This is a genomic window from Allobosea sp. UC22_33 (assembly GCF_042700715.1).
Taxonomy (GTDB): Bacteria; Pseudomonadota; Alphaproteobacteria; order Rhizobiales; family Beijerinckiaceae; genus Allobosea.
Genome location: NZ_CP170556.1, coordinates 1,318,909 through 1,331,498, shown reverse-complemented (window position 1 = coordinate 1,331,498; position 12,590 = coordinate 1,318,909). Strand labels below are relative to the sequence as shown.

Below are 12,590 nucleotides of genomic sequence, written 5' to 3'. Positions count from 1 at the left end.
AAGCTCGATCGCTCCCGGCGATGTGATTGCAGCTGGATTGCACGACCCTGGGGAAGCTGACAGGACGTTGAGGAGACGTTGACTTTTCTGCGTCATTTTCGCGACCAGCCGTCCCGATCCGCCCGAGGTCCCTCCGATGATCCGCTCCACCCGCCTGGCCTTGCTCGCCGGCCTTGGCCTGCTCGCTCTGGGCTCCGCCGCCCGAGCCGAAATCGATCCTCTGACCCGCCAGCCGCTGGTCCAGTACGTGGACCCCGCAAAGGCGCAGGCCACAGCCATTCCGCGTGAAATCGTCGACTACCCGACCAAGCACAAGCCGGGTACGATCGTGATCGATTCGACCGAACGGCGCCTCTATTTCGTGATGTCGGACGGTAAGGCCGTTCGCTACGGCGTCGGCGTCGGCCGCCCCGGCTTCGACTGGGCGGGCACCCAGACCATTTCGCGCAAGCAGGAATGGCCGACCTGGACGCCGCCGGCGCAGATGCTGAAGCGCCGCCCCGACCTGCCGCGCTTCATGCCGGGCGGCCCTGACAATCCGATGGGCGCGCGCGCGCTCTATCTCGGCTCGACCCTCTACCGCATCCACGGCTCGAACGAGCCGGAGACGATCGGCCAGGCGGTCTCCTCGGGCTGCATCCGCATGCTCAACGACGACGTCATCGATCTCTACGAGCGCGCCAAGGTCGGCACCCGCGTCGTGGTCGCTCGCTGAGCGGAACGCAGGGTTGGAACGAGGCCGGCGGCGACGCCGGCCTTTTTCGTTGGACCAACCCGCCCGGTGGCAAAAGCCACCCCTGCCCGGAACGTCGATCCCATGACGCTTGCCCGCTTCCTCACCAGCCGGCTGCATCACCTGCTGGAACCCTGGCAATCGGCTGCGCGCAAGTCGCGGCTGCGGGATTTCGACCTTCTGCCTGGCGCCGTCCTGCCGGTCGCCCATATCCATCCCGAGGCGCCTGACCGCTGCGACCATCCGCTCTGCGGGCTCATCGTCGAGGATGCCATCCGGTTTCACGGCCGCAACGCCCCGCGACCGGGCTTCCGGCGCTGGGGCGTGCCGACGGCCATGGTCCTCGACATGGAGCGATACCCCACGGCGGACGCCTATCTGCGCGCCGTCTCCAAGCGTTCCCACGGCAATGTCCCGCGGGCGGCAAAGAAGGCGGCGCGGCTCGGCATCACCTGCGCGCCGATCCGCCCCGAGAGCTACATGGCGAGCATCGCGGCCATCGGAGCCTCCAAGCGCTTTCGCTCGGGCGGGCCGGTGCTCAGTGCCTGGTTCCAGGCGAGGCCGGCCGCCGCCGATACAGGAGAAGCGCCATCGCCGCCGCCCTGCTCCAGCCATTGGACGATGGCCTGGGGCGCCTTCGTGCAGGAGGAGAGCGGTCCACGGCTGATTGCCCATCTTTCGCTGCGGCGCGTCGGAGAACTTTGCCGCACGCACGACATCATGTGCCACGGCGACTATCTCCGGTCCGGCGCGATGAAGCTCCTGTTCCTCGAGGCCGCCCGCTGGCTGCTGGACCGGCAGGCGCCGGAAACTAAGGGGCTGCGCTGGTTCATGTATGGCGCCATGGAGCACGGCTCGCCGGGCCTGCACGAATGGAAGCGGCTGATGTGCTTCGAGCCGGCCAACCTCGTGATCGCGCGGCTGGGCGTCGCTTCATAAGCGTCTTGGACGCTGCCGCGGTGTCTGGATTAAGCTGCCGGGCTGGCCCCGCGACGAGCGCCGTGCCGTGACCTGAAGGGAAAGGCTCAGCGCTTCCGCTCGCGCGACAGTCCCTTCTCGGCAAGGGCCGCGACATAAACCCGCATCTTCTCCTCCCCCTGCTCGCCAAGCTCGCGCAGATAGTCCCAGGCATAGATGCCGGTGTCGTGCATGTCGTCGAAGCCGAGCCTGACCGCGTAGTGGCCGACCGGCTCGACCCGGAGGATCTCGACCGCGGCCTTGCCGGGCACGATGGTCTTCTGGCTGGGATGGTGGCCCTGAACCTCGGCGGACGGGCTTTCCACGCGCAGAAGCTCGGCCGAGAGCGCGAAGCTTACGCCATCCTCGAAGGCGACATGCAGGGTCCGGCGGTCCTTGGACAGGCGCAATTCGGTCGGCCAGGATGACATGGGCGGTATTCGTCCTTCGCAGGCTGTCTTCGAGAGGTGCTTGACCTTCACGGGCGCAGTGCCAATGTCATGCTATAGCAATGTGAAGGCGCGCCCGCATCCGGCGCGGACCGGCCGCTCCACAATGCGGGAACGTGAGGCAGACGTGCTGCTCGACGACATGAAGCCGCTGACGCGGGCGCCCCTGGTCGACCCGTTCGGCCGCAAGATTTCCTATCTGCGCATCTCGGTGACGGATCGCTGCGATTTCCGCTGCGTCTATTGCATGTCCGAGGACATGAAGTTCCTGCCGCGCAAGGAATTGCTCACGCTCGAGGAGCTCGATCGGATCTCCAGCGCCTTCATCGCGCGCGGCACCCGCAAATTGCGCCTGACCGGCGGCGAGCCTTTGGTCCGTCGCGACATCATGAGCCTGTTCCGCTCGCTCTCGCGCCACCTCACCTCCGGCGCGCTCGACGAATTGACGCTGACCACCAACGGCTCGCTGCTGCATCGCTATGCCGCCGAACTCGCCGGCTATGGCGTGCGCCGTATCAATGTCTCGATCGACACGCTCGACCCCGACAAGTTCCGCGAGATCACCCGCCGGGGCGACCTCAAGGTCGTGCTCGACGGCGTTGAGGCAGCGCGCAAGGCCGGCATGCGGGTCAAGATCAATGCGGTGGCGCTGAAGGGCGTCAACGACGACGAGATCGAGCATCTGATGCTGTGGTCGCACGGGCTCGGCATGGACCTGACCCTGATCGAGGTCATGCCGATGGGCGAGATCGAGGCCGGCCGCGTCGACCAGTATCTGCCGCTCTCGGTGGTGCGCGGGCGCCTGATGGACAAGTACACGCTGGTCGACGACCCCTACCGCACCGGCGGGCCGGCGCGCTATGTCCGCGTCAAGGAGACCGGCGGGCTCGTCGGCTTCATTACGCCGCTGACCCATAATTTCTGCGAAAGCTGCAACCGCGTACGCCTGACCTGCACCGGCACGCTCTACATGTGCCTCGGCCAGGAGGATGCCGCCGACCTGCGCGCGCCGGTCCGGGCCTCTCAGGACGATGCCCTGCTCTTCCACGCCATGGACGAGGCGATCGCGCGTAAGCCGAAGGGGCACGATTTCATCATCGACCGCCGCCATAACGGCCCCGCCGTCGGGCGGCACATGAGCGTCACCGGCGGCTGAGCCGGCCGGTAGGCGGGCGGCGCTCGCTTGACCCTTCGGCGGAATGCGGTCACCGTCCCGGCGACGGGTGGAGTTGCATGCGGTCACAGTTCAGGGCGATGGCAGGCCGGATCAAGGCCGCCGCGAGCGCGATCAATGGCGCCATCAGGCAGACCCATGCGGCGCGGCTTGCCATCATGGCCGCGAATCTTCGGCGCGCCCTTCCCCTCATCGCCATGCTGCTTCTTGCGACGCTGCTGTTCTGCCTGTTCCTGGCCTGGTCCTCGGGGCGCAGCGTTTTCACCGTGCTCTCGCCGGCCTCGCCGACCGGGATCATCGCCGGTATCGCGGCCACCGTGGCGGGGCTGGCCGTGCTCGAACTCTGCGCGGCCTTGGCCATCATCATCATGACCGCAGCCCTGCAGCTCGCCTACGACACCGGGCGGCACTGCGTTCTGGCCTTGCTGGCCATCGCGAGCGCGCTTGGACTGGCATCGATGGCCTCGCATCTGGCTGCCGAGGGAATGCCGGCTCTTGCGGGCGCGATCTTGCCGACCCTTGGTCTCTGCGGGCTCGTGGCGCTGACGATCTGGTTCAAGCGCGCCTATCTGCGCCCGGCCTATCCGGGTTTCCGCGACTTCTGGGCCGATATCGTCGACGCCCGCCATGTCCTGATGCGAGCCGCCCATGGCGAATGACGAGGGCGCAGCCTTGCGGGCCGTGCGCATGACGCCTGCTCCGACCGCTCACCACCTGGCGGAGTCGGTCAAGGCCGGGCATCACGGCGCGAGCGACGCCGTAGAGAACCAGCCGCCGGCCCATGCGACGATGCTCTCGCAGACCGAGCAGACGCTGATCGCGCGGGCACGCGAGCATTTCGCCACGCTGCGGCAGGAGGCTGCCGCCAGTCTCAACGCCATCCAGGCCGAGATCGTCAGCCGGCGCGAGTTGTTCACGCAGCAGCGCTTCGAGGGCCGGGTACGCGGCGTCGAGGCGACGATGCGCGCGATGCTGAGCAAGCATGGCGGCGAATTGGAGCAGCGCGTCTACGACGCGCTCAGGGCCAAGCGCGAATACGCCTTCTTCAACTACGAGAACAAACGCCGGGCCGATCCGAAGATCGACAAGTGGCAGTTCATCCTGTTCTTCCTGATCGTGCCGCTGGTGATCGAGAGCCTGCTCAACGGCAACTTCTTCGCCGAGGCGAGCGATTTCGGCCTTGTCGGCGGCGCGGCGACCGCCGTCATCATCTCGGCGCTCAACGTCGCGCTCGGCTTCTTCATGGGGGTCGGCCCGGCGCGCTATTGCCAGCATGTGAAGAGCTCGCACCTGTTCTGGGCGCTGCCGGCCTATGCCGGGATGATCGGGCTGATCGTGCTGTTCAACCTCGCGGTCGGGCATTACCGCGAGATGCTGATCGCCAATCCCGACGCGCGCTCCTTCCAGGTCATGCCGCGCATGATGGAAAATCCTTTCGCGATCTACGACATCAAGTCGGTGGCGCTCGTCATCATCGGCTGCCTCGTCGCCTTCGTCTCGGCGAGCAAGGGCTATACCGCCTTCGGCACCTATCCGGGCCATGCCACCGCCTATAAGCGCTGGCGCCAGCGCTGGAGCGCGGTCGAGGAGGAGCGGCGCCGGCTCGATGCCGAATTGCTGCCGGAGCTGGAGGCGATCCGCACCCAGTTCGACGGTTTCCGCGAGGATTGCCGCGACGAGCTCGGCAAGCTGCAGGGCGTGAAGGCTGCCGCAGAGAAGGCGCGCGACCTCTACCTCTCGCGGCTGGGGCAGCTGCGCGCGGCCAAGGACGCGGCGATGATGCAGTATCGCGAGGCCAATCTCAGGGTGCGCACCGACCTCGCCCCTGCCTATTTCACGCAGTCGCTCAACCTGGCCGAGATCGACCAGCCGGCGGAGCTGCCGGAATATGTCGCGACACGGCGCCAGATCGACGATTTCGAGCAGCAGCTTACCAGCATGCCGGCGCTGATCGAGGCCAAGCTCCGGGATCGGCTGGTGCTGCTGCGCGGCATCGATCTCGCCGGCGAGATCGAGCAGGTGAAGCTCCGGGCGGTGCAGGCCGGGCGCGAGGCCTTCGAGCAGGACGAGGCGGCCCAGAAGCAGGCGGCGGAGGATTTCGCCGCAATGAAGCGCTAATGAGCTGATCATGAAGACCGAGAACTGGGCGATCGTCGCTTCCGTGCTCGCCGGACTTGGCCTCGTCGGCTTCTTCGCGGCGCCTTCCCTGCTGCGCGGCCCCCCGCGCGACCAGGAGACGCTGTGCCCGAAGACCGGGCCCGTCGGGCATACGCTGATCCTCGTCGACAAGAGCGACCCGTGGAGCGAGGTGCAGGCGAAGCGATTGAAGGCGCTGGTGAAGCAGGTTGGCGACGAGTTGCCGACCGACCGCATGCTGTCGATCTATGTCTTCAACGACGTGTTCGAGCCCGGTTTTCCCTCGCTCGTCTCGCTCTGCAATCCCGGCAAGACGGCGAGCGAGCTGATCGGCAATCCGCGGCGCGAATACGTCAAATGGGTCGAGAAATTCGGCCGCCCGCTCGACGAGGCTCTGACCGTGCTGACCCAGCCCGGCAAGGGCAACCAGTCGCCGATCGTCGAAGCCATCGGCGATGTCGCCTCACGCCGCGAGAACCGCGTTCCGACCGGGGACCGCAAGATCCTGCTCGTCTCGGACATGCTGCAGAACTCGAACCAGTTCACGATGTTCGGCAATGCGGCCGGCGCGCGCGATCCCGAGCGCCTGCGGCGGCTGCTCGGCAAGGTCTGGCAGGATTCAGGCGCGGCGGGCTGGGAGCTGAGCGTGCATCAGGTCCAGGGCGTGTATGACGCGGCGCGGCTGGAACAGGCGGCGGCGCTGTGGAAGCAGGCGTTTCAGAAGCTCGCCATCAATGTGAATTGGGATCGGCTGTAGGGTAGCGCTGTCATCCCGTGCGCGCTGCAGCGTGTAACGCTGCTGCGCAGACACGGGACCGCGCGACGAGAAGGCGCCTCCTCCTGAGGACGATCCCGCATCTGCGCAGCGGCACTGCGTGCCGCAGCGCGTCCGGGATGACAGGCCGCTCGGGGCTTCAAGCGCGCCGAGGCTCCGTCAAAGCCGATAAGCCATCCGCACCCCGCCCCAATGGCGACCGCGGACGCGCAGCGGTGCGTTGACCTCGCTCAGCAATTCGCTGCGGCCATCCTCGTGCTCGTGCCGGCTGAGCTGGATCAGGAAGGGCCGGATCGAGCGCCCGGCGCTCAAGCCCGCACGGCTATCGACGATCCGCCGGTTGCGGGCGTGAGCCGCGTTCCAGGCGGGATCGCCGGGGCGTGGCGGCTGGGACCAAGCGGCATGGTGAACCGGCACATAGCCGTTGCGGTCGCTTGGCAGAGCGAAAACCAGCCGGCGGTCGGCGGCGAGTGCGCCGGCGAGCAAAGGCGGCAGGACAGCGTCGAGAGCCGGCAGGCTCGGGCTCAGATATTGCCGGGGCTCGATTTCGGCGACCGGCACATAGCGGAGATCGAACAGATCGTCCTCGGAGAGCAGCCCTCGGTCGATGGCATCTTCCATCGCGGCCGCGGTCTCGCGCGCGAAATCCTGGGCGCGCTCGATCAGCGGGCGCCAGGAACGCTCGATCTCCTCGATCATACCCGCCAGTTCGCCGCATCCCGCAGCAGCGTCTCCAGCAAAGGCAAGGTGCAGGCCGTGCTCGCTGGCACCGGTCATGCGGCAAGGCAGCGGCGGCAGGCCTTCGATCGTGACCGTGCCGGCGCCACCGATCGGCAACCGGGCCTGATGCTGGCCGGCCAGCAAGGCCCCGCCCCGGCCGAGATCGACCAGCCGGCCGGACACATCGGCACTGCCGACAACGAGATGAGCGCTGCGCGCCGTCGGAAAGCGGTCGAAACGGCGCCGGTCCGCGAAGGCCGAATGGCGCAGCACGGGCTTGAAGCGCCGGAGCATGTTGCCGACCAGGCGGCTGCCCTTCTGTGTGGCCCGACGCGCGCGCTCGTTCTCCGCGACCGTTTCATGCGCGATGCGGTCGATCTCGTCGGCGCGGCGCGCAACGCCCTCGACGAAGAGGGCCGTTTCCCGGGCATTCCGGGAGAGCTCGGCAGTCGAGCTCGCCTGTTCCTGCGAAGCGCGCCCGATCGTCGCCATGATCGGATTGACGTCCCGCACAATCTGCAAGGTGTCCTTGACGATGCCGGTCGAGCCCTGGGCAGCACGGGTCAGGCGATCGACGCGCTCGCGGATATGACCGACGGCGTCGCTGACTTCCACCGCCAGGGACTTCACCTCATGCGCGACGACGCCGAAGCCGCGCCCGGCCTCGCCAGCACGGGCGGCCTCGATCGCCGCGTTGAGCGCCAGGAGATTGGTCTGGCGGGCGATCTCGGCGATCGAATCGACGATGCCCCTGATCTCGCCGGTCGCGATGGCGAGGCCGTCCAGCATCAGCGCCGCCTCGCCGGCGCGCGACACGGCGGCGTCGAGCTTGTCGCGGACGCTGACCATGGCGCCGTCGACCTGCTCGGCCGCCTGCGAGACCTGATGGGTCGCGGCGGCGAGCGCGGACGCGTTCTCGCTGGCGGCGCCGACGGCCCTGCGCATGCTGCCGGCATTCTCGAGGATGGTGCGCGAACCACTCTCGGATTCGGCCGAGCGCTGCTCGACCTCGCCCAACTCCTTCGTCAGCCGCTGCATCGCGAGCAGGATGTCGCGCTCGATATCGTTGACGGCGTCGTGCGCAGACGCGTCATAGGGCAGGACTTCCGCCCGGGAGGCGGCTTCTGCCACCGGCGGCGCCGCGGGGATCTCTTCCACCGCATCTCGGGCGCCTAGCCAGCGTCGAATCCTGCCCTGCATCCCTTACCCAGTCTCACCATAGGTCAAGCTCGTGTCCGGTTATGGTCCCGTGCCGTTAACAAAAGCTTCTACGCTGCCGCACGACGCCCTTGCCGGAGACGCATTGGACCCCCGCCGCCAGCCCCTGTATGGCTGGGACTCACGCGCCACCGGGACGGGCAGCCATGAGCCAGCACAGCTATGACGTCATCGTCGCCGGCGTCGGCGCCATGGGGTCGGCCGCCTGCTGGCATCTTGCCCAGCGCGGGCTCAGGGTGCTCGGGCTCGAGCGCTTCGATCTCGGCCATGCGATGGGCTCGTCCCACGGCCTCACCCGGATCATCCGCCTCGCCTATTTCGAGGGCTCGCATTACGTGCCGATCGTCAAGCGGGCGCATGAGCTCTGGGCACAGACCGGCGAGCAGGCCGGCATGAAGCTGCTCCATGTCACGGGCTCGCTCGACCTCGCCCCGAAAGGCAGCGGACCGGTCGAATCCTCGCTGCAATCCTGCCTCGACCACGGGCTGACGCATGAAGTCCTCGAAGGCGCGGAGGTGACACGGCGCTTCCCGGCCTTCCAGCTGCCGGAAGGGCATATCGGCCTGTGGCAGCCCGACGGAGGCTTCGTCGCTTCCGAGAAGGCGATCTATGCCCATGTCGGGCTGGCGCAATCGCGCGGTGCCGAGATCCGCACCAACGAGCCGATGCTGGACTGGACACCGACGGCGCAGGGCGGCGTGATCGTGCGCACCGAACGCGGCACCTATTCCGCCGGGCGTCTCGTCATCACCTCCGGCGGCTGGATCGCGGATGCGGTGCCGGCGCTGGCGCAGCAGGTCAACACGGTGAAGCAGGCGATCGGCTGGTTCACGACGCGCCGGCCGGAGCTGTTCCGCGAAGGCGCCTTCCCGGTCTTCATCCTCAGCGTCGAGGAAGGCAATTTCTACGGCTTCCCGCTCTACGAGCATCCCGGCTTCAAGCTCGGCGGGCCGCATTTCGGGCGGGAGCCGATGGACCCGCGCGAGCCCGACCGCACACCGAGCGCAACCCAGGTCGCGCGCATCCGCGAATGCCTGGCGCGCTACATTCCCGATGCCGCCGGCGAACCGCTGACGGTGAAGGGCTGCGTCTACACGGTCTCGCCGGACGAGGGCTTCATCATCGACACCGTGCCGGGCGTGCCGCAGGCCGTCTTCGCCTCGGCCTGCTCGGGCCATGGCTTCAAGTTCGCGAGCGCGATCGGCGAGGTCCTCGCCGATCTCTCGACCGTCGGACAGTCGCCGTTCGACCTGAAGCCGTTCTCCCTGTCGCGCCTGCCGGCTTGAAGCCTCCCGAACTGGATTCCATCTCTTGGCCAGTGCAGCCGAAAACCGCCGCGGCATCATCTTCATGCTCGCGGCGATGTCGCTCTTCGTCATCAACGACGTGTTCATGAAGCTCGCGCGCGAAGCCTACCCGGCCGGGCAGGCGATCGCGCTGCGGGCCTGTTTCGCGGTGGTGATCGGTTTCGCGCTGGTCTTCGCAGCACGGGAGGGTGACCGGCTGCGCCTGGCGTTCCGCCCCCGCGTGCTGCAACGCGGCATCATCGAGGCCTTCGGCGCGCTGACCTTCGGCTGGTCGCTCGGCCTCATGCCGCTCGCCAATCTCACCGCGATCAACATGGCTTCCCCACTGCTCATCGTCGCTCTGGCGGTGCTGCTCGGCATGGAACGCGTCGGCTGGCGCCGGGTGGTGGCGCTGGCCGTCGGCTTCGTCGGCGTGCTGTTCGTGGTCCGCCCCGGCGCCGAATCCTTCAATGCTGCGGCCATCGTCGCCGTCATCAGCGCCATTCTTGTCGCCGGCCGGGACCTGACGACCCGCACCATCGGCGACGACGTGCCCTCGACCGTGGTGTCGCTGACAACGACCGTCCTCGTCGGCGGCGTCGCCCTCGCCTATGGCGTCACCGAACAGTGGCTGCCGATCTGGCGCATCGAGACCCTCTATGTCGCGCTCGCCGCCATCCTGGTCACGGCCGGCACCTTCTTCATCATCGGCGCCTTCCGGCGCACCGATGTCGGCGTGATCTCGCAATATCGCTACGCCATCGTCGTCTTCGCCACCGTGCTGGGCTATGCCGTCTGGGGCGACGTGCCGGATCTCTACGCCTTCATCGGCGTCGCGCTCATCGTCGGCAGCGGGCTCTACACCATGCATCGGCAGCGCGTGCGACCCGATTCCAACCTGAAGCTCACCCGAAAGCGCGCGGCGTGACGGCGGCTGCGATCAAGCCCACGCTCGCCATCCTCGTCGCGATCTCGGCGCTGCAGCCGATCGCGCTCAACCTGCTCGCCCCGGCGACGCCCGCGCTCGCCCGGCATTTCGCCTCGAACTATGCCACGATCCAGCTCACGCTGACGCTGTTCCTCGTGGCGGTCGCCGTGACGCAGCTCGTGATCGGGCCGCTCTCGGACCGTTTCGGCCGCCGCCCCTGCGTCAATGCCGGCACCGCCTTGTTCGTGCTGGGCTCCGTGCTCGGTGCGCTCGCCCCCACCACGCATATCCTGCTGCTCGCGCGGGTGCTGGAGGGCGCCGGCGGCGGCGCCGTTTTCGCGCTGTCACGCGCCATCATCCGCGACACCGCCGACCGCGATCATGCCGCGAGCCAGATCGCCACCGTCACGATGGTGATGGTGGTGGCGCCGATGCTCGCACCCTGGCTCGGCGGCCAGATCGAAACCGCCTTCGGTTGGCGCGCGATCTTCTGGTTCATGACGCTGTTCGGCGCTGCCGTGCTCGCCTTCACGCTCGCGCGCCTGCCGGAGACGGCGCCCAATCTCGGCCAGCAGAGCTCGCTGCTCGGCGTCTTCGGCGTCTTTCCGGAACTCGTGCGCAACCGTGACTTCATGCTCAACGTCGTGGTGGGATCGTCGGCCTCATCCGCCTTTCTTCGTCTTCATCGCGGCGACGCCCTATATCGTCGTCGAGACGATGGGGCGCGGCTCGGATGTCTACGGCGCCTATTTCATCCTGAATGCGCTGGGCTACATGATCGGCAACTTCGCGATGTCGCGGCTGGCGGTGCGCGTCGGCACGCAGACGATGGTGCACCGTGGCCTGGTGATCTCCTTCTTCGGGACCGCAGCCGCGCTCGCCCTGGCGTTCTCGCCCTGGTGGTCGCCACTCGCATTGTTCCTGCCGTTGGCGGTGAACGCGATCGGCAACGGCATGACGATCCCAGGCGCGACGGCCGAGGCGCTCTCGGCCCGCCCGGAACTGGCAGGCTCTGCGGCAGGGCTATTGGGCGCGACCCAGCTCGGCTTCAGTGCGGCGCTCACCGTGCTGATCAGCTGGCTCGTAACGCTCTGGCCGCAATCGATGAACCTGTTCGTCTGGCTTCTGACAACGATGGGTTTGGTCGCCGTCTGCTTCGTGAAAAAGCGGCCGTAGGCAACATAAGCAACTCGCCTGTCATTCCGGGGCTTCGCGGAGCGAAGAACCCGGAATGACAGGGGTGCCTCTGCCCGAAGCGAAGGCGGTTTCGTCCGCCGCGCCCTCAGCCTTCGAGGCGGGCGATCAGGCTCGACGTATCCCAGCGCTTGCCGCCCATCTTCTGGACCTCGGCATAGAACTGGTCGACCAGCGCCGTGACCGGGAGCTGCGCGCCGTTGCGGCGGGCTTCGTCGAGAACGATGCCGAGATCCTTGCGCATCCAGTCGACGGCGAAGCCGAAATCGAACTTGTTCTGGTTCATCGTCTTGCCGCGGTTCTCCATCTGCCAGGAGCCCGCGGCGCCCTTGGAGATGACCTCCAGCATGGTCTCGACATCGAGCCCGGCGCGCTTGGCGAAATGCACGCCCTCCGACAGGCCCTGGACGAGGCCGGCGATGCAGATCTGGTTGACCATCTTGGTGAGCTGGCCGGAGCCGGCCGGGCCCATCAGCTTGCACATGCGGGCGAAGCTCGCGATCACCGGCTCGACGCGGGCATAGGTCTCGGGCTCACCGCCGCACATCACGGTCAGCACGCCGTTCTCGGCGCCGGCCTGCCCGCCGGAGACGGGCGCATCGACGAAGCCGAAGCCGCCCTGCTTGGCGGCTTCGTAGAGCTCGCGCGCGACATTGGCGGAAGCCGTGGTGTGGTCGACGAAGACCGCGCCCTTCTCCATGCCGGCGAAGGCGCCGTTCTCACCCGTCGTCACCGAGCGCAGGTCGTCATCGTTGCCGACGCAGCAGAAGACGATCTCCTGGCCCTTGGCAGCATCGGCCGGGGTCGGCGCCGAGACGCCGCCATGGCGCGAGACCCATTCCTGCGCTTTCGTCGGATTGCGGTTGTAGACGGTGACCTCATGCCCCTTGGCCTTGAGATGGCCGGCCATGGGGAACCCCATCACGCCGAGACCGATGAATGCGACTTTGGCCATGCCGAGCTCCCGCTTTTCTCCGAAGATGTTCACGCTTTAGCGCGCAGGCGCCGGGCGGGAAAGGC

12 protein-coding genes are annotated in these 12,590 nt (G+C 67.6%); 9 read left to right on the top strand and 3 right to left on the bottom strand.

Annotated features, from left to right (window positions below):
• Positions 1–136: 136 nt before the first annotated feature.
• Both ACFJGT_RS06285 and ACFJGT_RS06280 read left to right on the top strand, forming a co-directional pair.
• On the top strand, positions 137–715 hold the full coding sequence (locus tag ACFJGT_RS06285; protein ID WP_377846963.1) for a L,D-transpeptidase: 579 nt from the start codon (positions 137–139) through the stop codon (positions 713–715).
• 102 nt (positions 716–817) lie between these two features.
• On the top strand, positions 818–1,672 hold the full coding sequence (locus ACFJGT_RS06280) for a hypothetical protein (protein WP_377846960.1): 855 nt from the start codon (positions 818–820) through the stop codon (positions 1,670–1,672).
• Positions 1,673–1,758: 86 nt separating this feature from the next.
• Here the strand turns inward: ACFJGT_RS06280 and ACFJGT_RS06275 are convergent, their stop codons facing one another.
• Complete coding sequence (locus ACFJGT_RS06275) at positions 1,759–2,121, bottom strand: gamma-butyrobetaine hydroxylase-like domain-containing protein (RefSeq protein WP_377846958.1); 363 nt, start codon at positions 2,119–2,121, stop codon at positions 1,759–1,761.
• A 160-nt stretch (positions 2,122–2,281) separates the two neighbouring features.
• Between ACFJGT_RS06275 and moaA the strand changes: the two genes are divergently transcribed.
• The 4 genes from moaA to ACFJGT_RS06255 all read left to right on the top strand — a co-directional run bounded on the left by moaA (position 2,282) and on the right by ACFJGT_RS06255 (position 6,206).
• Positions 2,282–3,295, top strand: a complete 1,014-nt coding sequence (gene moaA, locus ACFJGT_RS06270; protein WP_377848935.1) for a GTP 3',8-cyclase MoaA — start codon at positions 2,282–2,284, stop codon at positions 3,293–3,295.
• A gap of 77 nt (positions 3,296–3,372) precedes the next feature.
• On the top strand, positions 3,373–3,972 hold the full coding sequence (locus tag ACFJGT_RS06265) for a hypothetical protein (protein ID WP_377846956.1): 600 nt from the start codon (positions 3,373–3,375) through the stop codon (positions 3,970–3,972).
• Entirely contained in the window at positions 3,962–5,431 is a 1,470-nt protein-coding gene (locus ACFJGT_RS06260) for a hypothetical protein (RefSeq protein ID WP_377846954.1), read from the top strand. Before ACFJGT_RS06265 ends, ACFJGT_RS06260 begins: the two co-directional genes overlap by 11 nt.
• Before the next feature lie 10 nt (positions 5,432–5,441).
• A complete protein-coding gene (locus tag ACFJGT_RS06255; protein WP_377846952.1) occupies positions 5,442–6,206 on the top strand; it encodes a hypothetical protein in 765 nt (254 codons plus the stop codon).
• Between the two features lie 177 nt (positions 6,207–6,383).
• On the opposite strand, the gene ACFJGT_RS06250 is transcribed toward ACFJGT_RS06255, so the two are convergent.
• Complete coding sequence (locus tag ACFJGT_RS06250) at positions 6,384–8,102, bottom strand: methyl-accepting chemotaxis protein (RefSeq protein ID WP_377846950.1); 1,719 nt, start codon at positions 8,100–8,102, stop codon at positions 6,384–6,386.
• Between the two features lie 206 nt (positions 8,103–8,308).
• Here ACFJGT_RS06250 and solA point away from each other — a divergent pair, with 206 nt between their 5' ends.
• From solA to ACFJGT_RS06235, 3 genes are read left to right on the top strand one after another with little or no spacing between them, the layout of a single operon-like run.
• Positions 8,309–9,448, top strand: a complete 1,140-nt coding sequence (solA, locus tag ACFJGT_RS06245) for an N-methyl-L-tryptophan oxidase (RefSeq protein ID WP_377846948.1) — start codon at positions 8,309–8,311, stop codon at positions 9,446–9,448.
• A 25-nt stretch (positions 9,449–9,473) separates the two neighbouring features.
• Positions 9,474–10,376, top strand: a complete 903-nt coding sequence (locus tag ACFJGT_RS06240; protein ID WP_377846946.1) for a DMT family transporter — start codon at positions 9,474–9,476, stop codon at positions 10,374–10,376.
• On the top strand, positions 10,373–11,611 hold the full coding sequence (locus ACFJGT_RS06235; protein ID WP_377846944.1) for an MFS transporter: 1,239 nt from the start codon (positions 10,373–10,375) through the stop codon (positions 11,609–11,611). The genes ACFJGT_RS06240 and ACFJGT_RS06235 overlap by 4 nt, the downstream gene beginning before the upstream one ends.
• 47 nt (positions 11,612–11,658) lie before the next feature.
• Here ACFJGT_RS06235 and ACFJGT_RS06230 read toward each other — a convergent pair whose 3' ends face one another.
• On the bottom strand, positions 11,659–12,525 hold the full coding sequence (locus tag ACFJGT_RS06230; RefSeq protein ID WP_377846942.1) for an NAD(P)-dependent oxidoreductase: 867 nt from the start codon (positions 12,523–12,525) through the stop codon (positions 11,659–11,661).
• Positions 12,526–12,590: the final 65 nt, after the last annotated feature.

Coding starts and splice junctions, on each gene's coding strand:
- solA (WP_377846948.1), top strand. CDS start 8,309: ATGAGCCAGCACAGCTATGACGTCATCGTCGCCGGCGTCGGCGCCATG.
- ACFJGT_RS06255 (WP_377846952.1), top strand. CDS start 5,442: ATGAAGACCGAGAACTGGGCGATCGTCGCTTCCGTGCTCGCCGGACTT.
- ACFJGT_RS06275 (WP_377846958.1), bottom strand. CDS start 2,121: ATGTCATCCTGGCCGACCGAATTGCGCCTGTCCAAGGACCGCCGGACC.
- ACFJGT_RS06280 (WP_377846960.1), top strand. CDS start 818: ATGACGCTTGCCCGCTTCCTCACCAGCCGGCTGCATCACCTGCTGGAA.
- moaA (WP_377848935.1), top strand. CDS start 2,282: ATGAAGCCGCTGACGCGGGCGCCCCTGGTCGACCCGTTCGGCCGCAAG.
- ACFJGT_RS06265 (WP_377846956.1), top strand. CDS start 3,373: ATGCGGTCACAGTTCAGGGCGATGGCAGGCCGGATCAAGGCCGCCGCG.
- ACFJGT_RS06285 (WP_377846963.1), top strand. CDS start 137: ATGATCCGCTCCACCCGCCTGGCCTTGCTCGCCGGCCTTGGCCTGCTC.
- ACFJGT_RS06260 (WP_377846954.1), top strand. CDS start 3,962: ATGGCGAATGACGAGGGCGCAGCCTTGCGGGCCGTGCGCATGACGCCT.
- ACFJGT_RS06230 (WP_377846942.1), bottom strand. CDS start 12,525: ATGGCCAAAGTCGCATTCATCGGTCTCGGCGTGATGGGGTTCCCCATG.